This window comes from Oceanihabitans sp. IOP_32, assembly GCF_009498295.1.
Taxonomy (GTDB): domain Bacteria; phylum Bacteroidota; class Bacteroidia; order Flavobacteriales; family Flavobacteriaceae; genus Wocania; species Wocania indica.
The window spans coordinates 3,216,058-3,236,110 of the sequence record NZ_CP040813.1 but is presented as its reverse complement, the minus strand read 5'-3'; the positions used below and the strand labels follow the sequence as shown (position 1 = coordinate 3,236,110).

The 20,053-nt window shown below is 32.6% G+C and carries 19 protein-coding genes and 1 pseudogene; 4 read left to right on the top strand and 16 right to left on the bottom strand.

The features are described 5' to 3' along the window. Positions 1-8 precede the first annotated feature (8 nt). Positions 9-656, top strand: a complete 648-nt coding sequence (locus tag FEZ18_RS13540; protein WP_153268811.1) for a hypothetical protein — start codon at positions 9-11, stop codon at positions 654-656. Between the two features lie 415 nt (positions 657-1,071). Here the strand turns inward: FEZ18_RS13540 and FEZ18_RS13535 are convergent, their stop codons facing one another. Beyond that, a complete protein-coding gene (locus FEZ18_RS13535; RefSeq protein ID WP_153268810.1) occupies positions 1,072-2,109 on the bottom strand; it encodes a glycosyltransferase in 1,038 nt (345 codons plus the stop codon). A gap of 203 nt (positions 2,110-2,312) precedes the next feature. Here FEZ18_RS13535 and FEZ18_RS13530 point away from each other — a divergent pair, with 203 nt between their 5' ends. After that, on the top strand, positions 2,313-3,164 hold the full coding sequence (locus tag FEZ18_RS13530; RefSeq protein ID WP_153268809.1) for an ATP-grasp fold amidoligase family protein: 852 nt from the start codon (positions 2,313-2,315) through the stop codon (positions 3,162-3,164). Positions 3,165-3,307: 143 nt separating this feature from the next. On the opposite strand, the gene FEZ18_RS13525 is transcribed toward FEZ18_RS13530, so the two are convergent. The 11 genes and pseudogenes from FEZ18_RS13525 to FEZ18_RS13485 form a co-directional block, all read right to left on the bottom strand. Next, positions 3,308-4,741, bottom strand: coding sequence for an amidohydrolase family protein (locus FEZ18_RS13525; protein WP_153268808.1), 1,434 nt, complete (start codon positions 4,739-4,741; stop codon positions 3,308-3,310). A 414-nt stretch (positions 4,742-5,155) separates the two neighbouring features. Next, positions 5,156-6,118 carry an NAD(P)-dependent alcohol dehydrogenase gene (locus FEZ18_RS13520; protein WP_153268807.1) on the bottom strand — a complete coding sequence of 321 codons (963 nt, stop codon included), beginning with the start codon at positions 6,116-6,118 and terminating at the stop codon, positions 5,156-5,158. 79 nt (positions 6,119-6,197) lie between these two features. After that, a complete protein-coding gene (locus FEZ18_RS13515) occupies positions 6,198-6,818 on the bottom strand; it encodes a CatB-related O-acetyltransferase (protein WP_153268806.1) in 621 nt (206 codons plus the stop codon). A gap of 14 nt (positions 6,819-6,832) precedes the next feature. Then, on the bottom strand, positions 6,833-7,228 hold the full coding sequence (locus FEZ18_RS14770; protein ID WP_317164443.1) for a DUF6624 domain-containing protein: 396 nt from the start codon (positions 7,226-7,228) through the stop codon (positions 6,833-6,835). Continuing rightward, a complete protein-coding gene (locus FEZ18_RS14765) occupies positions 7,225-7,515 on the bottom strand; it encodes a hypothetical protein (RefSeq protein ID WP_228122769.1) in 291 nt (96 codons plus the stop codon). The genes FEZ18_RS14770 and FEZ18_RS14765 overlap by 4 nt, the downstream gene beginning before the upstream one ends. Before the next feature lie 168 nt (positions 7,516-7,683). Further along, positions 7,684-7,878 (bottom strand): annotated as a pseudogene (locus tag FEZ18_RS15005) (DUF4386 family protein); the annotation flags it as partial. A 128-nt stretch (positions 7,879-8,006) separates the two neighbouring features. Next, entirely contained in the window at positions 8,007-8,585 is a 579-nt protein-coding gene (locus tag FEZ18_RS13500; protein WP_153268805.1) for a hypothetical protein, read from the bottom strand. A 120-nt stretch (positions 8,586-8,705) separates the two neighbouring features. Beyond that, a complete protein-coding gene (locus FEZ18_RS14605) occupies positions 8,706-8,864 on the bottom strand; it encodes a hypothetical protein (protein ID WP_194269482.1) in 159 nt (52 codons plus the stop codon). A 68-nt stretch (positions 8,865-8,932) separates the two neighbouring features. Next, positions 8,933-9,934 (bottom strand): thioredoxin family protein, encoded by a 1,002-nt coding sequence (locus tag FEZ18_RS14760; RefSeq protein ID WP_228122767.1) that lies wholly within the window; start codon positions 9,932-9,934, stop codon positions 8,933-8,935. A gap of 342 nt (positions 9,935-10,276) precedes the next feature. Next, positions 10,277-11,362: an acyltransferase family protein gene (locus FEZ18_RS13490; protein WP_153268804.1), complete on the bottom strand. Its 1,086-nt coding sequence runs from the start codon at positions 11,360-11,362 to the stop codon at positions 10,277-10,279. Between the two features lie 12 nt (positions 11,363-11,374). Continuing rightward, positions 11,375-11,968 (bottom strand): ankyrin repeat domain-containing protein, encoded by a 594-nt coding sequence (locus FEZ18_RS13485; protein WP_153268803.1) that lies wholly within the window; start codon positions 11,966-11,968, stop codon positions 11,375-11,377. Positions 11,969-12,195: 227 nt separating this feature from the next. On the opposite strand from FEZ18_RS13485, the gene FEZ18_RS13480 reads away from it, so the two are divergent. Together FEZ18_RS13480 and FEZ18_RS13475 are read left to right on the top strand one after the other, a co-directional pair. After that, a complete protein-coding gene (locus tag FEZ18_RS13480; RefSeq protein WP_153268802.1) occupies positions 12,196-14,295 on the top strand; it encodes a helix-turn-helix domain-containing protein in 2,100 nt (699 codons plus the stop codon). A 355-nt stretch (positions 14,296-14,650) separates the two neighbouring features. Then, entirely contained in the window at positions 14,651-15,016 is a 366-nt protein-coding gene (locus FEZ18_RS13475; RefSeq protein WP_153268801.1) for a hypothetical protein, read from the top strand. 23 nt (positions 15,017-15,039) lie between these two features. On the opposite strand, the gene mnmE is transcribed toward FEZ18_RS13475, so the two are convergent. From mnmE to menD, 4 genes are all read right to left on the bottom strand, one after another. After that, entirely contained in the window at positions 15,040-16,449 is a 1,410-nt protein-coding gene (gene mnmE / locus FEZ18_RS13470) for a tRNA uridine-5-carboxymethylaminomethyl(34) synthesis GTPase MnmE (RefSeq protein WP_153268800.1), read from the bottom strand. A 5-nt stretch (positions 16,450-16,454) separates the two neighbouring features. Then, on the bottom strand, positions 16,455-17,285 hold the full coding sequence (locus FEZ18_RS13465) for a S1 RNA-binding domain-containing protein (protein WP_153268799.1): 831 nt from the start codon (positions 17,283-17,285) through the stop codon (positions 16,455-16,457). Between the two features lie 599 nt (positions 17,286-17,884). After that, complete coding sequence (locus tag FEZ18_RS13460) at positions 17,885-18,226, bottom strand: DUF2853 family protein (protein ID WP_153268798.1); 342 nt, start codon at positions 18,224-18,226, stop codon at positions 17,885-17,887. 127 nt (positions 18,227-18,353) lie between these two features. Beyond that, a complete protein-coding gene (menD, locus tag FEZ18_RS13455; protein ID WP_153268797.1) occupies positions 18,354-20,033 on the bottom strand; it encodes a 2-succinyl-5-enolpyruvyl-6-hydroxy-3-cyclohexene-1-carboxylic-acid synthase in 1,680 nt (559 codons plus the stop codon). Positions 20,034-20,053 lie beyond the last annotated feature (20 nt).

Here is a 20,053-nt window from a genome sequence, read left to right as displayed (position 1 = left end):
TCCAATAGATGATAATAGAATTTATAGCAGTACCAGGATCAGGCAAAACATTTTTTTCAGATAAACTCTACACTTATCTCAAAAAGGAATTGAAATCAAAAGATGTTAAGCTATTTAATAGGCATGATATAAATCTTATAAAAAACACTAAAAAACCGACAACCAATAAAAATCTTATTCGGTTAAACATCATCAAACAATACCTTAAAGTCATTGATTTTTATTTACTAAAATCGCTATGGCGTTTGTTTGTATCGAGTCCATATCCTTTTAAAACAAAAACGAATCTAGCGATGTACTTACTTGATATATTTTCAAACTATAGAATTATTAATGATTTGAAGAAAACGTACAATAATAAATGCCTTTTCGTTTTAGATGAGGGCCTTTTACACGCGTCTTCTATTGGTATGGACGAGTGCAACGCGGCGAGTCTCGACTTGTTCTATAAAAACTTAAAAAGCACAAAATGGAACATAAACAAGTCATTATTTATTTTTATTGATTGTGATATCGATACGGTTTATTCTAGGCTTTCTGAAAGAACAGAAGACTGGCCCGTTAATTGGCGAGGGCTTTCAAGTGAAGAGAAACGTGAAGAGTTAGATAAATCCTATCGGAAGTTTAAGGCAAAAAAAGATTACATTTCACAATAACAGCAAGAAAACTATTATATTATTGATAATAGCACCTACTTTGAGGATTATGAGCTATGTTGTTCAGAAATTCTAGAAAAGATAGATAAACTTGAAAATCTATAATTTTAATTTTGAAAGTAATCAATATCCGATAAAAGACATAAGACCGCTTCGCTAATAGACATAAGAATCAAGACTTGACTCTAACTAACTGATAAACAAAAGTACTTTAATTAACAAAAAACGCCCTTTAAATCTTAATAATTGTTTCAAATAAGCAAGGTAACATTTAAAAAAATGTGCAAAGTTCTTTATTTTAAAAGGATTGACAGCATCATAATATTTTTAATCTGACATATGGTTTTATGTTATACCGAAATATGAGCAAAAAAAACAAATTATATGCAACATGACATTGATAATTTGGTATTAATTAAGGTCTATCGTTTTTATTAATCTGCTGATATGCAAACCTATAAGTGTATAAAAAAATAGCTCTTAAAAACGAACGATTTAAAACAAATACTAAAACTCTATATTTAAACCCGTGATAATCTTTTCCAATAAAATGCCTTATTGGGTAGGCCTCAATCGCTTTAAGTTCACTTAAAATACTGCGAAGTGCTCTAAAACTCATATCAGACTTGGCAAATCGAATTAAAAAGAAAAAAACATAGCCTTGTTGCCTGTTTTTTAAACGGTTTTCACATGGCTCATCATTAACGCTGTGTATTAATGCATCCAATTTTTTAACTGCAAAAATTAAATCATTCATGTGCTTTCTTATATGAGCGGGTGCTTTTATGTGTGTTATAGAATCATCATTTTGTCGGTATCTATGGACATCATGGGGTATAAATAAAACGCGTTCTGCTTTAAGAAAAATAGTAGGGGTTATATACGAATCTTGCACAAATTTACGGTCGTAAAATACAACTCCCGTACTTCTAAAAAAATCTGTTTTCATAATATACCACCAAACCTCTGCTCTGTAATTATGTTCGGCAATAAATTTTACACCTGTTTTAACTTTGTAATCTTCAAGTGCACGAATATTTAAAGCGGTCTTAGAGGTATTTAAATGAGAAGATCTTGTATTAATCGAATTAAAACCTAAAATATCTAAGTTTTTTTTCTCTAAAACGGATACTAATTCATCTAAAACAGCACTCGCAATATAATCATCAGCATCTAAAAAATACAGGTATTTTCCTTTAACCAATTCCATACCTTTATTTCTAGCCGCACCATTTCCAGAATTATTTTGATTGTAGAGAATAACATTAGAATACTTTTTTACGTACCCCTCTACAATGGCTTTACTATTATCTTTAGAGCCATCGTTTACAACTATAATTTGGTAAGAATCTAACTTTAAGTTTTGGTTTAAAAGACTATCTAAGCAAATGCCTATATAATCTTCGGCATTATACATAGGAATGACTACGCTAAGAGTATACGACGTTTCCAATAATTTTTAATAAATAATGATTATTTATAAATTTAGAGTTAAAATCCTATAAACACCAAACAATATAAAGGATTTTTATAATAAAACATTATATTTATTGTAGTGATATTTATATGCTGTGTGCTGTGATTTTCTCAAGGACTTTCAAATAATAATAAAAGTAATGCAGTAATAGATCGAATATAAATTTAATAAAAAACTACATGAAATCGTTTTTAAGACATCAAATTAAGGTTTTTTTATCTAAAGTTAATCCAGAGTTTTATGTAAAACAAAGTTTTAAAGCCAACCTAAAATATAACCCAAATTTTAAAAACCCCAAGACGCATAATGAGCGAATGGCTAAAAGACGTTTTAAATACACCAAACAAATGACTCTTTTATCTGATAAAATAGCCGTGAGAAAGCATGTTAGAGAATGCATTGGCGAACAGTATTTGGTGCCTATGCTTTTTGAAATGGAGAGTTTAAATGAAGTGATTTACAAGAAACTTCCAAATAGTTTTGTAATAAAAGCAAATCACGGTAGCGGATTTAATGCCATAGTAAAAAACAAGGCGGATTACAGTTATACAGAACTAAAAAAAATTACAGATGCCTGGCTTAAAACCAAATATTATTTACTGGGGATGGAGTTGCATTATAAAGCAATTAAACCAAGGCTTATTGTAGAGGAGCTACTTCTAGATGAACAGGGTAGCATACCAAAAGATTACAAATTTTATTGTTTTAAAAATAAGATTTATTTGGGGGTTTATATAGATAGATTTATAAATACCAAAGTAGCCTTTTTCGATGATAAATGGGAAATTCAAGAATATCCTTATATATTCAATGAAGTCGAAGACCCTTCTAAAGTTAAAAAACCAGAAAATTTTGAAGATATGGTTAAACTGGCCACCAAACTCTCCAAGCCTTTCGATTATGTGCGATTAGATTTATACTCGGTAAATAATAAAATATATTTTGGTGAATATACATTTACACCAGGCGGTGGTATTGACAAGTTTAAATCTTACGAAAAAGATTTGGAATGGGGTCACTTATGGGATTAAAACCTTATTAGTTAAAAGATATAAAAATTTTCATCCATACTTTATAATTAGAAAAGTAAAGAAAATACACAAACTATCTATAACGCCATAAAAGAGAGGTTTAACATTAAAACGAATTAAATGATATCAAATAAAATAAGGAATCATTTGCCAATTGCTAAGTTTTCCAAATATCTTAGCGTCGAAGCCATCAAATTCTTTCGATTTTTTGCCTTTTCATTAAAAGAATCTAGTGTCTCTCTGTTCAATTTTCGTCCTTTCACAAAAACACAGATTGGATTTTTAAGTGTAGATAAGGTAACAAGCGGGTTTTCATCCACTAATAATAAGTTAGCAATCTTACCCTCTTCAACAGTTCCAAGTTGACTCATCATGGAATGCGTTTGGGAGGCGTTTATAGTAGCTGTTTTCAAAATTTCATAATTAGAAAGGCCTGCCTCTTTGTAAAAGGCCAGTTCTTTATGAATTGAAAATCCCGGCAGGGTAACACCAATACCAGCATCCGTTCCGCAAACTATAGTTACACCTGCTTCATGCAGTTTTTTTACAATGGTAATATGAAAATCATGTTGTTTTTTTATTCTACTAACTGTAGTTGAATCTTCTTGCTTTGCATTAAACCAACGGTTAAATTGATTTTCACTATCTACTTTTAAGATGAGTGGATTCATAAACTCCAATGATTCCGAATCTAAAATTGAATCATCCATCATCATTTGATAAATATTATTAAATACAGTAATTGTAGTACTATACCTCGTGTGTTTGGATTGCGAAATGGAATCAATAATAGGTTGCAACTTAATGACATCTAAATCAAACTGTAACGGTTGCTGCACTATTTCTTCGGCATGTTCAATAGATTTGATTTGGGGATTTAAATGATATGAAAATGCCACTTTTTGAGAAGGGTGAGCAACGATATCAATTTCAGAAATTTTGGCTTGTTCAATCACGGCATCAAAAATTTCTTTATCCAATCCGTAATATGTTTTGATAAAATCGTAACCTCTGTCTTTATATAAAATAACCTTTTCTTTAGCCTCACTCGGATTACTTAGATTTAAATTGTCATCACCAACGAATTCTGAGCCTGTTAGTTTTGGTCCTGTCGTAAAAAAGGCTGGTGAAAAAATATTGTCTGCCATTGCATCTTCTTTAATTCTTAAATGCATTGGCATGCCCCAAAGATTTCTAACTGCTGTAACACCATTTGATAGATAAAGTCCGAGTTCATATCTATCCCACACATGTACATGCATATCGATAAGTCCTGGTGTTAGATACTTATCTTCCCCGTTAAAAATTTGAATTCCATTGACCTCAATAGTATCTGCAATTTTTTTAATAATTCCTTCTTTTATATACACCATTTTGTCAACTAAAACAGTGTCTTGGTTCATTGGAATAATATTTACGTTCTTAATGAGATAAGAATTACCAAATTGAGATTCATTCTTATTAATCTTGAGATAATTTGTTCCTGATGAATCCAGCCAGAGTGTAATGATTCCTGTCAGCAAAAGTAAGCCGATGAGAGCGATGACAATTTTTAAAATTCGTTTTACTATTTTCATTTGAATAAATTTAAACGACGGATTATATCAGTAAGAAATATGTAGTCGTTGTGGTTTTACTTTTGATTTTGTTTCTTATGAAATCCGATGCAAACGTTTCACTTCCACTATTGTGCCATACCAACTTATCTTCTAAATCAATATTTTCAATTACCCAACCATATCCATGATACGAATTTCATCACTGTATTCCAAAATATGAGGATAAAGATATTTTGATGTTGATTTTTTATCAAGTACTGAATTATCCCTTATGGCTTTACTTCATAATAGTAAATCGCTTACTCTTGATAAAATGCCTCCATTTCCTTTAAGATTTAAATATGAACCTTGTTCGCACCAGTTCTCTTCATTAGGCTTTCTAGTTTCATTTTAATTGCTTTCGTTATTGTTCGTTTTTTGATTGATGAATTCTTATTGATTGATGATGACGATGTTACCCACTTTTCGATCAGTTTCGAGATAATGATGAGCTTCTATAATTTCTGATAAGTCGTAGCTTTTATCAATAACCGTTTTAAGTTTTTTTTGCTTAAAAAAGGTTACTAGCTCTAAAAATAACGGTTTCAAATCTTCAGGTTTTTTCAGACCTGTTGCCCCAAACTTTACTCTTTTTGAATTACTAATTGAATACCATAAGACATTCAGGCTTAAAACAGGTGTCATAAATACTCCATTAGGTTTTAAGGCTTTTTTGGACATACTATAATTGGTTTTTCCTACCGAATCATAGATGACATCATACATATTGGTGTTTTTTGAGAAATGGTTCTTTTTATAGTCGATCACAAAATCAGCTCCTAAGGATTTGACCAACTCCATATTCTTAGTACTACAAACGCCTGTCACTTTAGCTCCCATTACTTTAGCCAATTGTACTGCTGCACTGCCCAAACTACCAGAAGCTCCATTTACTAAAACATGTTGTCCTTGTTGTATGTTTGCAATGTCTTTTAAGAAGTTATAAGAGGTTAAAAAACCATCGCAAATTGGAGCTGCTTCTTGATGTGAAATATTAATTGGCTTGTGTGTAATTATCATATCTTCTGCAATACATATATACTCTGCATTACAACCATTACTAAATAATTTTTCACCTAATACGGCATCAGCAATTTTAAATTTGGAAACTTCATCACCAATGGATTCAATTACTCCAGAAAACCCTGTTCCTAGAGACGTGTTCTTAGGTTTAAAAAGACCTAAAAACAATCTTCCGAATGTTGGTGATCCTTGCCTCATCATTGTATCTGCTCTTGTTGCAGATGAAGCCTTAATTTTCACTAAAACCTCATTTGATTTTGGCGAAGGTTTTTCAACATCAATAATCTTGATAATTTCTGGTGAACCATATTTTGTATAAATTGCTGTTTTCATATAAAATTATTCTAAAATAAAATTGAGAAACATATAATCTTCAAAAGTTTGCCTTTATAAAACTCAACCAAACCAATTTTTAAATTAAATTTTCAATGTTGTTATCTGTTAAGTTCTGGACATTCTTTGTGATTTTTTCGATGTCCCAATTCCACCATTTTATTTCTAATAGTTTTTTTATGGTGCTGTTATCAAAACGTTTTTTGATTTCTTTAGCAGGATTTCCACCAACAATTGAATAGGGTTCAACGTCTTTAACTATTGTTGAGTTTGTGGCAATAATTGCGCCATCTCCAATGGTTATTCCAGCCATAATAGTGGCGTTGTAGCCAATCCAAACATCATTACCAATATTAATATCTCCTTTATTTGGATAACTTTTTCCGTCCATTGCACGTTCCCAACCTTTCCCAAAAATTGCAAAAGGATATGTTGATAAGGCATCTGTTAAGTGATTTGCACCATTCATTATGAATTTAACATCTGAAGCAATCATACAGAACTTTCCTATTATTAATTTGTCATCTACAAAGTCAAAAAGATATTTTACGTTCTTTTCAAAGTTTTCTACATTTTCAAAATCGTCATAGTAGGTGTAGTCGCCAACACTAATATTGGGATTCTTTACAACATTTTTTAAGAAACAAAGCCTGTCGTAATTCTCTAGTGGGTATTTTATGTTTTTATCTGGTCCGTTCATAAGTTATTATATTTTTAGTTGATACTATTTCTTCTTTGCTTTGACAATTCAAACTCTTTTGTTCTTTTGATTTGTTCTTCGAGATTCCATTCAAAATCAAATCTATTTTTAAGAAATATTGCGATTGAATCCAGCCCAATTGCTGTTCTTCGTTTATCTATGTTTTCTGGATCAAAAACTGGCCATAAATTAAAACTCTTGGTTTCTGGGTAGTATTTCATTTGTCCACCATAGATTTGTAAATCACCTCTCTCAGTTGCTATTCTATCCTCTGCTCTTACCAAAAATCGAGGTTCTAACTTTTTATCCTTAACGGCTTGTCTCATCATTGGTAGGAATTGTATTCGAACTTCATTATCTGAATGTTGAATAACGTTGCATATGGTCCAATTACCTCGTTCGCCTATCATTTTTTTTTTGGCCAACCATATTTTTTGAGAATATTTATCACTTTCTTCTCATTAATAGCGAGGTTTTTATCGATGATGAATTGCTGCTTTTTAACTATGTCAGAATCGACACCATAAATTGACATTAATGAATCTCTTCGTCTAATAGGTTCTTGTTCTGTTTTCCAGATTTCATCAATTAGTGCTATTAGGTTTTCTTTTTCATTTACTGATACTTTCTTTTCTGCTTTGGTTTTATTTGTGCAATTGAACATTAAAACTAAACTGAATAATAAGATATGCTTCATTTCTTTAAAGGTTTTTAATACCATGATTAATCTGTCTGAATTTTTGTTTAAAAAGACAATAATCAGAGAATAATACACATTATTAGCTAATGTTTTATCTATTTTATTTATATCAATATTCTGCTGCTGCCTGTGCCATCTTTTTTTGATTATGCCCTACATTCGGCACTATTTCGAGTTTCCACTTAATTTTACTCCATAATTTGGTCTTATTCCAAAAATTAGCAAATAACCAATCATCCAAAATTCTCCAATGGTTGCAGGTAGAGTAAGAAATCTATTGAAGCTAAAATCAATTCCGGCGTAGCGTATAACTGTAGAAATTAGATAACCCATACCACCTAAAATAAGGACTCTTCCTAACCAGACAGGGAACTATTTAGATATCAGTTATGACTATGTAACAGAGTAATTGTTACAATTTTCGGTTTGACACCAACTTTAGCAATTCCAAGCGGATTTGGATGTAGTCGAATCCGCCGTAATTGCGGTTACACATTATTAGCACTTGTTTTATTCCTTTTCATTAATTTAATTCCAAGTATAATTAGCATTACTACCAAGACTATAAAAAAAGCAGTTGTCGAAATACTTTTTATCAGTGAAAATAAGCTAGTCGTATTTACTGAAATCTCTGTCAAATCAGGGTAGCTTTTTAACATTCTGATAATTCCAAAATTTTCTAAATAATCTGCAATTCCTGCAATTATAGGTATTAGGCAGAGATATTTATAAGGGGAATTTAATTTGTTCAATTTTTTTAAGAAATAACCCAAAAGCAAACAGTAAGAAAGTCCGAATAGTAGTGGGTAAATCATATCCAAAGGTATTTGGTTGTTTAGATATGTCAAACGTCCATTTTCTCCAAGCAAACTGAATAATTCACTTACATAATCCAAATCATATCCTGTAGGCATCATATCCAGTAATTTCATTCCGTTAGAGAATTCCAATGTTTTAGGAATTGTAACAGTGAGCATAAAGGTGTAAACAGCATTTGTCAAGATAAAAAGACCTAAAACTTTTTTTCCTGAAATATTCTTTTCTATAAATTTGGTTAATCGTTTCATTTTTTTCTGAAATAAGTGCTAATAATAGAATCTATGTAATAGAATAATTTTTTGTGTTTTCATTTTTATTGATGTCATAATTGTTCGTTTTTTGATTAATGATTTATTTTGTATTGTTGGTTAATACATCAAGATTTTTTTTGAGTATTCTAACGCTGCACCAATAGCAATTCCTATAGGAAGCCACAAAGCTATGTTTGAGGTTAATAAGCCTAATAATACTCCTAAAACGATGCCTATTGCAAGTCTAATTCCTTTATTACTTTTAATTAATTTCATAATTGTTCGTTTTTTGATTTGTGAATTATTATTGATTGATAATTTCTATTTTAATATAATGGTTGTTTTTATTTTGAATATTCGATTAATTCCTCCACATAGTGAAAATCACCCTGATTTTGAGTGAGTTTTATGAAATTTTTTACGGATGGGGCATATAACCAAACCTCTGTTTCATCGGCATTATATCCTCTGGAATTGGTGGTTTTTCCAGTATATTTAATTGTATAAGCCATAAATGTTCCCGCTTCTACCGTTTCCTCTCGGTACGATAATACTTCGGCATTCTGACTTTGGCTTCCCGTTGTTCCATCTTGACTGGTCCAATTGTTTTCATATTTCCATTTTTTACCCACTTTAAGAGGCCAATCATACTTCGGCGTTTCGCTAACATCTGGTTTAACAATATCGCTAACAGGAATGGTGTCCTTACCAATAGTCATACCTAGAACCTCTCCAAATTTTACGACTTCCCGTGTATCTGTTCCATCCGAGCGAACCTCTCCTTCAGTAGTAACACCTTTATATTTCCATACCCATTTTTCACCCGAGCTATAATCAGCTAAAGTGGGTTGTTTGGTTATACTAGATTTGGTTTTATCACTTTCCTGAAAGCCTACTTTTTTAAGAATCTGAAGAAATTTTGTTTTATCCACTTTTCCAACGGCGTAATCAATCACCTTTCCCTCGGGATCAATAAAAATGGTTGTCGGTGTAACACCGATTTTATATTGATTTACAAGTTGTTCGTTATTCGGGTCATCCATGTCAATTTCAACTGGTACAACTTCCGCATCAATAGCTGTCATAACTTCGCTATCTGCAAAAACTTGACGTTTCATAATGCGACAAGGTGAACACCATTCCGCAGTAAAGAATACCATTATATTTTTATCCGAATTGTTGGCAAGCTTTTTAGCGGATTCAATGTCATTTGTCCAAGTAATATCATTTGATGGCGCATAAAATGAGTACCACGCATACCAAAGAGAAAGGACCAGAAAAGTAAGCCAGAAAAAGCTCCAAAATGGATGTGTTTTCTTATTTGATTTATTTTTTTCGGTCTTCATTTTTTAATTTGTATTTAGTAATTCAGTAAACGTATTTTTTAGTTTTTTGAGTGATTCAATGGCCTAGAGGTATGATTCTCTATTTTGAGCTATTGTAGTCATTCCGCATTTAATTGAATAATGTAAGAGTTACTCAACTCTAATTTTTTCTCCCTATTTGAATGTTCATTAATTTCTAATGCAATGAGGATTCCAACTATAACCAGAATAATTTATCCAGCGGCATAAGCTAAATAGGCTCCAAATTTATTTTTGGTAATCATTCTTAATCTATTTTTTCTAAATAATTTTATTATGATTTAATGATTTATCAAATTGAAATACAACGTGTTGAATTGGGCTCTAAATACGCTTTAATTTTTTCTGTGTTACGCCTTTAAATTTCCATTTCAATCCAAACAATGGTCTTAAAATATTAATGCGTCTGAGGATAAATTCATAAATAAGAAAACAGACTATAAACGTAAATAGAGTGATTCCTATAAATTCTAGCATAGGATGAAGATCTAAAGGCAGAATGAGTAATACACCTGCATATAATACAAACATGTGAATAATATAAACAGGATAAACAGCTGCACTTAAATAGCTTAGTAATGCACTTGGTTTATTAAAGTAGCTATATCCTATTCCGAATAAACCCAATATCCAAACATTAGATTCTATGGTGGTTACATACATATTTGATAATGACTCAAATCCAGTGAAACGAATTAGGAAGAGGATTGTGGCCAAGCCGATATATAACCATTTCCATTTTGAAACGGTTTGCCAGAATGCTTTACCGCTATACACAAAAAGAAAACCAAAAAAGAAAGCCAAAAACCCGATAAAAAAGCCATGCCAGGTTTTAGCGTACAGTTCAAATAGCTGTGGTTTAACAAAACCTACTTCTAACATAAAAAATACTGATATAGATAATGGTCCTATGGCATAGGTCATCACTTTTGAAATGGCTTTCCTAAATTTCCATTTTTCGTTATTCTTCAAGTAGAATAAAACAGGTGACAACACTACAACATAGACAACAATGTTTCCTAAAAACCATAAGTGTCCCATGTGCGGAAAATAACTCAATGGCATATTGTAGTAGTTCTGAAAAATTAAAAAATGTAATGGTGTGATAGCCAAAATTCCGAACACAAAGGGCAAGAAAATTCGTTTAGCTCGCTCTAAGAACAATTGCTTCCAGTTTCTTTTTTTCATTGCAAAATACAAGCCCATTCCAGAGATAAAAAACAGTAGAGGTATCCGCCAGACATTGAGCATGGTCATCGGTTTCCAAAGCACTACTAAAGCATCGTCACTTCTTATAAAACCTATAAACATGGCCCATGGTTGGAATATAATCGCTATGTGGTAAATAAGTAATAAACCTATAGCAATGACTCTTAGCCAATCAATATCGTATCTTCTTTCTGTGGTCATCGTAGTTGTTATTTATTGTAGCATCATTGCAACAACAGGACGCGCTTTTTGTAGTTCATTGAGATCTAATGTAAATCCCATTGGTTTTAATTGTTGAATTAGCATTTCATAAATAGGTTTCATTTGATCGAAATCTACCATAACAATTTCCCTAGGTGTAGCTCCAAAATTATTACGAATGGTTTTATCTGCTTTTGCATCAATTAGTAACTGTACAATTTCTATACGTCCAAAGAATGCTGCCGTATGTAAAACCGTTCCGCCATCATTATTTTTTACAGACAAATCTGTATTTGCATTGATAAGTACTTTAGCGATTTCAGGTTTATTAAAAGTGGCTGCAGACATTAAAGGTGTAGATCCACTCATAGGTTCTTTTTGATTAATATCAGTCCCAGCTTCAATATGTTGCTTAACGGCATCCAAATTTCCTGTAAGTACAGCTCCATGAATATCTATATTAGGCTTGTTTACTGATTTTGTTGTTTTAACATTACTATCTGAGCTTGTTTTCTTGTCAGATTGTGCGCATGAGCTAGTTAATAAAAGGCTAAAGCATAACATCTGAACGGCCTTTCTAATTGATGTAATTTTAAGTGTTTTCATGATTTAAATTTTTAATGATCAACAACTTGATTTTTGTTTCTACAAAGATGCGACACTAAGCTAGTTGCCTGATAATCGGCATGAAGCCAATTGTATCAAGTTTGATGTGAGGTTGAAAATTATGACGCAGAAGTGTAAATTATGACGCAAGTAACCATTTTTTAACAAGGCACTTTAAACTTGAAGCGGCACGTTGTTTAAATAAAAATTTCTAAATTTGAAACAACATGACTGACATCTCACATCAAGGAAAATTTATTGAGCAAGCTGAGGCACTTATTTTAGAGCATATCTCTAATGAGCAATTTGGGGTTTCAGAATTGGCTGACCTCATGAATATGAGTAGATCAAACTTGTTGAGAAAGATTAAGAAACAAACTCAACTTAGTGCTAGTCAATTTATTCGTGAAGTTCGGCTTCAAAAAGGGATGACGCTGTTAGAAGAAACGGAACTTACTGTTTCTGAAATATCGCATCAGGTTGGATTTAGTAATAACTCTTATTTCATTAAGTGCTTTAGAGACTATTATGGGTATTCGCCAGGCGAGGCTAGAAAAAAAATAGGTGAACAAACAGAATTAATACAAGAAGATAAGCAAACCGCAGAACCTATTGAAGTTAATAAAAAAGGTTTTTTTCTACAGTACAGAGCTCAAATAATATTAGTATTTGCTTCGGTTTTAACCCTAGTAGCATTCTTGTTTTTCCAAAAAGAAACGCCCAATTCCGGTAAAGAAGATGTTTACTTTAGAAAATCTATAGCCGTATTGCCGTTTAAGAATATGAGTAGCGATTCGAATAATCTGTATTTTGTGAACGGACTTATGGAGTCGACACTAAACAATTTGCAAAAGATAGAAGATCTCCGAGTAATAAGTAGGACCTCTGTAGAAAAATATAGAAATACCGATAAGACCATCTCAGAAATAGCGGAAGAACTTAATGTCAATTACTTGATTGAAGGAAGCGGGCAACGCTTTAATAATCAGGTTTTATTGAATATTCAATTGATTGACGCATCAAATGATACACCAATATGGGCTGAACAGTACAATCATAAAACGGAAGACATTTTCTCCTTACAAAATGTCGTCGCCAAAAAGATTACAGAAGCGATAAAGGCAACAGTTACACCAGCAGAATTACAACAAATTGATAAAAAACCAACAGAAAACTTACTAGCCTATGATTATTACTTAAAAGGGCTTGATCGATTGCAAGAAGAAACTAAGGAGGGCTTGGAAGCTGCTATTATTTTATTTGAAAAAGCGATAGACCAAGACCATGAATTTGCGCTCGCATATTCTGATATTGCGATTGCATACTATTATTTGGACTTAAACCAAGCCGAAAAAAAACACACAGATATTATCAACAATAATGCAGATAAGGCATTGCTTTATGATTCCAGATCTGCCAAAAGTTTAATTGCAAAAGCTCTTTACTACATTAATGTTAATGAATATCGATTGGCTGTACCACATTTAAAAAAAGCTTTAGAATATAATCCCAATTCGTCTTCTGTGGTTCAAATACTTGCCGATTTGTATTCGCGAGCAATTCCGGATACAGGTAAATATTTGCAGTACGCCTTAAAAGGTTTACAGCTTGATATTGAAACAAACGATTCAATAAGCAAAAGCTATATGTATTTGGCTTTAAGTAATGCCTTTGTTCAAAATGGTTTTACAAATGAAGCAAAGAAGTACATAGATTTATCTTTAGATAATAATCCAGAGAATTATTATGCACCTTTTTTAAACGTATTTATCCAATACGCTCAGCATCAAAATATAGAAAGGGCTACAAATGCATTAGAGAACGAATGGAAAAAAGATACAACACGTTTAGATATTATGCAGGAAGTGGGCAAATTTTATTATTTCCAAGAAAAGTATGATCGTGCGTTTTATTACTATGATAAATTTGTAAAAATCAAGGAAAATAATGGGTTAAGCATGTATCCACAAGAAAATTTAAAAATTGGATTGGTATACGATAAAATGGGCTTACATGAAAGTGCTGAAGATTTTTACAAAGCATATGCCGAATATTGTAAAAATGACCAATCTATATACCAGCCAGCTAGTTTGGCCATGAAATACTTACACGAAGAAAATCCAAATCTTGCTATTGAGCAATTAAAGCTATTTGCTACAAAAAATAATTATCAATATTGGGTTTTGTTGTTTCTTGAAGAAGATCCCTTAATGAAAACTTTAAAAAGTCATCCAGCATATGATGAAGTTATTCAAAAAATTAGAGATAGATTCTGGGAAAATCATAATGAGCTGAAAAAATCATTAAAAGATAAAAACCTACTTTAATTCAATTCATTTAAAAAATGAATTGAACAGAGTTTAAATTACACTACCTTAAGAATCGGAAAACCAAGCTGAACATGGAAATTTATTCTTTCTCGTAATGCTATTTAAAATTAAGATAATTATTCTACTTTTAAACAGTACGCTTCTTTTAAAAGAAATCTCACAGTTAATTTTTATTGCTTAAAATCGTAAAACAATTTGCAACATAGTAAAAGTAAAAAAAGATGCTTTATTTCACCTCTATAAAATCATTTTAAGCCATATAAAAACAATTTACAGCTCTTGATAAACATTTTAAAACCAAAGAAAAATTTTTAATCAATTAACCAAGAACTAACTAATACCAAAATGTAATATGAAGAAAATTTTCATCTTTCTATTGATTGCAGTCGGAACCGTAAATGTGAAAGCTCAATCTTGCGAGGAAATAATGGAATTTGTAAAATCCGAAGGATACGGAACAACCTATAGGAGTTATGACAGCGAAGCAATCTCGAAAGTAACTTTTTTTAGCATATCTGTGGATTACAAAACACTTTATTTCGCGATAGTTTGTTTTAAAAAGAAATACTCTTACTCTTGCGATGTATACATTTATCAAGTTGCTTCGAACACAAAATTTAATTATGCACTAGACCATTATGATAGTGCTGGAAAAGCATTTTGGGAACATATTTACCCATATGCAGATGTTTTAGCATGTTCGCCAAGTTTTGATTAAGCAATATCAAATAAGATGAAGAATCATTTCCCGATACAAAAATTAGCAAAAATATTCCCCAGTAAATCATCGCTGGTTATTTCGCCAGTAATTTCACCAAAATGATATAGTGCCTGACGAATATCTATAGCTAACAAGTCGCCAGACAAATTGGTCTCTAGGCCGTATTGGACTTTTTGTATCTCCTCAAAAGCTTTCAACAAGGCATCATAATGACGAGAATTTGTAATTATTGTTTCGTTATTTCGTAGCGCACCTGTATTAATTAAATCCAGAAGTGTATTCGTTAGTTTTTCGATACCAAACCCTGTTTTAGCAGAAATGGGAATAATGGTTGACGCTTTTAATGACAAGGCATCAGTAATGCTCGCCAACTCCAAATCAGTAATCTCATCTATTTTATTCAAAATAACAAGGAGCTGCTTTTGTGGAAACTTATTTTTTATTTTCTCGATTTCAATAGCCATCGATTTAACCGCCTCTGCTCCTACTGCTAGTTCTGTTGCGCTTACCAAGAACATAACCACTTGAGCTTGTTCAATTTTTTCGAAGGTTTTTTTAATACCAATACTTTCTACAACATCTTGGGTTTCGCGAATACCTGCCGTATCTATAAACCTAAAACCAATACCACCAATAGAAATTTCGTCTTCAATAGTATCGCGGGTGGTTCCTGCAATGTCGGAAACTATCGCTCGGTCTTCATTTAATAAAGCATTTAATAAAGTTGATTTCCCTACATTAGGTTCGCCAACAATAGCCACGGGAATTCCTTCTTTTATCACATTACCCACAGCAAAGGAATCTATGAGTCGCTTCAAGACTATCGAAATACGTTCGATTAAATCTGTAAATTGCTTGCGATCTGCAAATTCCACATCTTCTTCGGCAAAATCCAGTTCAAGTTCAATTAAAGAGGCAAAGTTTAAAAGTTCTTCGCGAAGTTTAGCGATTTCAGACGAAAAACCACCGCGCATCTGTTGCATGGCTATTTGGTGTGCGGCTTCGTTATCGCTAGAAATTAAATCGGCTACAGCTTCAGCTTGCGATAAATCTAATTTTCCATTTAAAAAAGCCCGTAAGGTAAACTCACCTGCGGTTGCCATTCTGCAACCAGAGCGTAAAAATAATTGTATAATTTCTTGCTGGATATAGTTTGAACCATGACAAGATACCTCCACAACATCTTCACCCGTATAGGAATTAGGATTTTTAAAGACTGATATTAAAACCTCATCGATAGTCCTATCGCCATCCATAATATGTCCTAAATGAATAGTGTGTGTGGCTTGTTTACTTAATAGTTTACCAGAAACCGATTTAAAATGCTTTTCAGCAATTTTAATAGCCTCTTTTCCCGATAGCCGTATTACAGCAATGGCACCAGCTCCCGACGGTGTTGCTAGAGCCACAATAGTGTCTTGATTTATCATACCCTTTAAACTAAGTAAATACCATCGGTTTTTATCTCAATACGTTTTTGTTTGTATAAAGAACCAACCGCCTTTTTAAAGTTTTTTTTGCTCATTTGAAGCTGATCTTTTATCAGCTCAGGATTAGACTTATCGGTTAAATTTAAATAGCCACTATTATCTTGTAACTCCCGCAAAATACGTTCGGCATTGGGTTCGATACTCTTGTAGCCTATTTGTCCTAGTGTAATATCAAGTTTGTTTCCCGGACGTATTTTTTTAACGACCCCTTTTAATTTATCGCCAACACTAATATCTTTAAATATTTGATCCTTGTAGACCAAGCCTAAATGTTTTTTGTTAACGATAACGTTCATCCCAATATCCGATGGATGCGAAACAATCAAATCCACGTCGTCAAACTCGGCAACTGTTAATTCATTATTGTCCAAAAACCGATTCGTTTTGCTCGATGCCACGAGTCTATTTGTTTTTTCATCTAAATAACAATGCACCAAATACCAACCGCTAGGTTTCATTTTAAAGGCTTGTTCTTGAAAAGGACAAAACAATTCTTTAACCAATCCCCAATCTAAAAACGCACCATGTTCTGTAACTTGATTACAACGCAATAGCGCAAAATCACCTTTGGTTATATATGGAAAATCTGTCGACGCCACAGGGCGCTCTTCATTATCTAAATATACAAAAACATCTAATTTATCATATATCTTAAACGTTTCTGGAACATACCTGTTTGGCAATAACACTTGGTTGTCGTCATTATCAATTAAATAAACGCCATGTTCGCTTTCACGAAGTATTTCTAATGTATTTATTTCTCCTAATTTTATCATGCGGCAAAGGTAATAATTTTTCAGTCTAAGTGGGCAGTAACCTCAAAGCAACTTATGTTTTACCTCGCTTGTGTTTTTGGGCGCGACTACAAGGGTCGGGCTTTATGCGTTGGTTTTTATTTTAAACTAAGGAACTCATGAATATAAATATTTCATTACTTGCTTCCTCCTGCGTCGGCGAGCTCAAACAAGCCATTCAATCGCTCGCGCAATAAATAACTATTCACAACAACACAATTTTTGAATTAAGAATTTTCGACCAATAAATTTCAAAAAAAACCTAATTTAAATACTGGCATTAACACCAAATTAACCAAGTCATGTCGCCTATAATTGTTCTCTTTTTCGCCCGTATTTCGGTATAAAGTAAAACCATAACTTTGGTTGTATTATGCTTTTGGCTCACGCCCATATTATAGTAAAATATGGAGTTCGTGAATCTGCGATTTCTATCTCATCTCAACAGTAAATAATTCAAATTAACAAGACCATAAAAATTAAATGGGTATAACTTCCTTTAAAACACAAGACTTTAGAACTTTTAAAATAAAAAAAGCGCTGCTAACATGGCAACGCTTTTAAACATATTATGATTTCAATTAATTATAAACGGCTTCCTTTTTAAAATGCTTGGTAAGTAAATAGTAAACCACCGCTCTGTATTTGTTTCTATTCGATTTCCCGTAGGTCTCCATAACGGCATCAATGCCTTTATCTAAATCTGGACTATCCTTTAATCCTAATTTTTTTATTAAGAAATTGTTTTTAACCGTTGCTAATTCAGATTCGTCAGATCCAGAAACCGTAGAGGCATCTGCATTATAAATAGACGGCCCACAACCAATAGTCACTTTGGTTAATAAATCCATGTCTGGCGTTACACTGCATTTATCTTTTAAATCTGCAGCATACTTTGCAATAAGTTCATCTCTTTTGCTCATAATTGTATAATTTTAAAAAGGTTAATCATCAAGAACTAAAGATAGCTTTTTTTTATAGAATAAAAAACCAGAAGATTACTGTTTTTTCTCACAGGAAATAAAAAATCGCTGTTCATTTTTATAATATCTAACTTATAAATCTAAAATAATCGAGTAAAATCTCATCGTTTGTAGTTTGTGGCGTAAACACTTCCAATAATTTGGGTTGGTTACTCTCTAGATAAAATGATTGTAAAGCACCTTGTAAGGCCTTTGTATTTGAAACCTTAGTGTATTCAAAACCATACATCTTACATAAGTGTTCTGCCGTTAGCTCATGTTTCGTTTCAAAATAGGTGTCGAAATTTTCGGTGTTTTTATGTCCGGGAAGAATTCTAAAAATGCCACCACCTTGGTTATTAATAACAATTACTCTAAAGGTATTGGGAACATAGTTATTCCACAGCGCATTACTGTCGTAAATAAAGCTTAAATCACCAGAAATAAAAGTGGTTTGTTTGGTGTTAACCACGGCACAACCAATCGCTGTACTCGTGCTACCATCAATACCACTGGTGCCACGATTGCAAAACACGTTTAGCGTTTTGTTTAAATCGAATAACTGCGCGTAGCGTATGGTAGAGCTGTTACCTAGTTGCAATATCGTGTGATTGGGAATGGCTTTAAAAATAATTTCGAAGGCTTTAAAATCGCTAAAATCTATGGTTTTTAAATACTCGTCATGTTTACTATTTCGGTGAGCCTTTATTTGGTTCCAACTCGGTTTGTAATCAGACTGTTTTGTAGTAATTCCTGATAAAAATTCAGAAAAAAAGTCGTTTGGCTTGGCCTCTAAACATCTATTCAAGCTAAAAAACGTATCGTTGGCTTTGGTTGTGCCAATATGCCAATGTTGTTGGGGTCTGTACTTGCGTAAAAAAGCTTTTATTTTTTTTGATACGATTAAACCGCCAAAGGTTAATAAAATATCGGGCTGTAAACGCATTAAGGCCTCATCGTTTAAAGGCAAAATAATCTTATCGATACTCGGAAAAAAATCGTCGTGTTGCAAATTCGAAGTGGTTTCGGTAAACACAATCACACTGTCGTCTTTTGCAATAACATCCAACCATTCTTGGTTTATGGTGTTGGGCGGATTAACCCCAACCAAAATCATTTTTTTTGATGCGCTATTCCAATCATTAATACATGTGTTTATTACAGAAGACTCCATTGGTAAAACGTTGTCTTCGGCAGGGATCACTTGAGGATTCACAGAAGCTGCATCAACCATGTCGTACAAAGGCTCATCAAAAGGCACATTAATATGCACAGGCCCTTGTTTTAGGTACGCTGTATTTAGAGCTTTATTTATTTCTATTTCGTTACGGTCTTGGAGGCTTTGTTTATTGTCTAAATTCAGTTCTAAATTTGCCGAATATAAAATATGATTTTCAAAAACATGGTTTTGATTAATGGTTTGACCATCGCCAATACCAATTAAATGTTTAGGTCTATCGGCCGATATAACAACTAAAGGAATATCACTAAAAAAAGCCTCGGCAACAGCAGGATAATAATTTAACAAGGCACTACCAGAAGTACAAACTACAGCCGTTGGTTCTTGTAATTGTTGGGCAATACCCAAAGCAAAAAATGCGGCACAACGCTCGTCTACAATGCTATAGCATTTAAAATAAGGATGGTGAGAAAAACCAATAGTTAGAGGGGCATTTCTGCTACCGGGAGAAATAATAATATGCTTTATGCCTTTTGCTTCGCAAAGCTTTATAAGCGTTTGCGCAAGCGGAATTTTAGGGTATTTCATATCGTACAAAAGTAAGAAAT

What these genes read in the sequence shown, in the direction of transcription:
- FEZ18_RS13540 (WP_153268811.1), top strand. Translation starts at nt 9, where the DNA reads ATGATAATAGAATTTATAGCAGTACCAGGATCAGGCAAAACATTTTTT.
- FEZ18_RS13530 (WP_153268809.1), top strand. Translation starts at nt 2,313, where the DNA reads ATGAAATCGTTTTTAAGACATCAAATTAAGGTTTTTTTATCTAAAGTT.
- FEZ18_RS13525 (WP_153268808.1), bottom strand. Translation starts at nt 4,741, where the DNA reads ATGAAAATAGTAAAACGAATTTTAAAAATTGTCATCGCTCTCATCGGC.
- FEZ18_RS13520 (WP_153268807.1), bottom strand. Translation starts at nt 6,118, where the DNA reads ATGAAAACAGCAATTTATACAAAATATGGTTCACCAGAAATTATCAAG.
- FEZ18_RS13515 (WP_153268806.1), bottom strand. Translation starts at nt 6,818, where the DNA reads ATGAACGGACCAGATAAAAACATAAAATACCCACTAGAGAATTACGAC.
- FEZ18_RS14770 (WP_317164443.1), bottom strand. Translation starts at nt 7,228, where the DNA reads ATGATAGGCGAACGAGGTAATTGGACCATATGCAACGTTATTCAACAT.
- FEZ18_RS14765 (WP_228122769.1), bottom strand. Translation starts at nt 7,515, where the DNA reads ATGAAGCATATCTTATTATTCAGTTTAGTTTTAATGTTCAATTGCACA.
- FEZ18_RS13500 (WP_153268805.1), bottom strand. Translation starts at nt 8,585, where the DNA reads ATGAAACGATTAACCAAATTTATAGAAAAGAATATTTCAGGAAAAAAA.
- FEZ18_RS14605 (WP_194269482.1), bottom strand. Translation starts at nt 8,864, where the DNA reads ATGAAATTAATTAAAAGTAATAAAGGAATTAGACTTGCAATAGGCATC.
- FEZ18_RS14760 (WP_228122767.1), bottom strand. Translation starts at nt 9,934, where the DNA reads ATGAAGACCGAAAAAAATAAATCAAATAAGAAAACACATCCATTTTGG.
- FEZ18_RS13490 (WP_153268804.1), bottom strand. Translation starts at nt 11,362, where the DNA reads ATGACCACAGAAAGAAGATACGATATTGATTGGCTAAGAGTCATTGCT.
- FEZ18_RS13485 (WP_153268803.1), bottom strand. Translation starts at nt 11,968, where the DNA reads ATGAAAACACTTAAAATTACATCAATTAGAAAGGCCGTTCAGATGTTA.
- FEZ18_RS13480 (WP_153268802.1), top strand. Translation starts at nt 12,196, where the DNA reads ATGACTGACATCTCACATCAAGGAAAATTTATTGAGCAAGCTGAGGCA.
- FEZ18_RS13475 (WP_153268801.1), top strand. Translation starts at nt 14,651, where the DNA reads ATGAAGAAAATTTTCATCTTTCTATTGATTGCAGTCGGAACCGTAAAT.
- mnmE (WP_153268800.1), bottom strand. Translation starts at nt 16,449, where the DNA reads ATGATAAATCAAGACACTATTGTGGCTCTAGCAACACCGTCGGGAGCT.
- FEZ18_RS13465 (WP_153268799.1), bottom strand. Translation starts at nt 17,285, where the DNA reads ATGATAAAATTAGGAGAAATAAATACATTAGAAATACTTCGTGAAAGC.
- FEZ18_RS13460 (WP_153268798.1), bottom strand. Translation starts at nt 18,226, where the DNA reads ATGAGCAAAAGAGATGAACTTATTGCAAAGTATGCTGCAGATTTAAAA.
- menD (WP_153268797.1), bottom strand. Translation starts at nt 20,033, where the DNA reads ATGAAATACCCTAAAATTCCGCTTGCGCAAACGCTTATAAAGCTTTGC.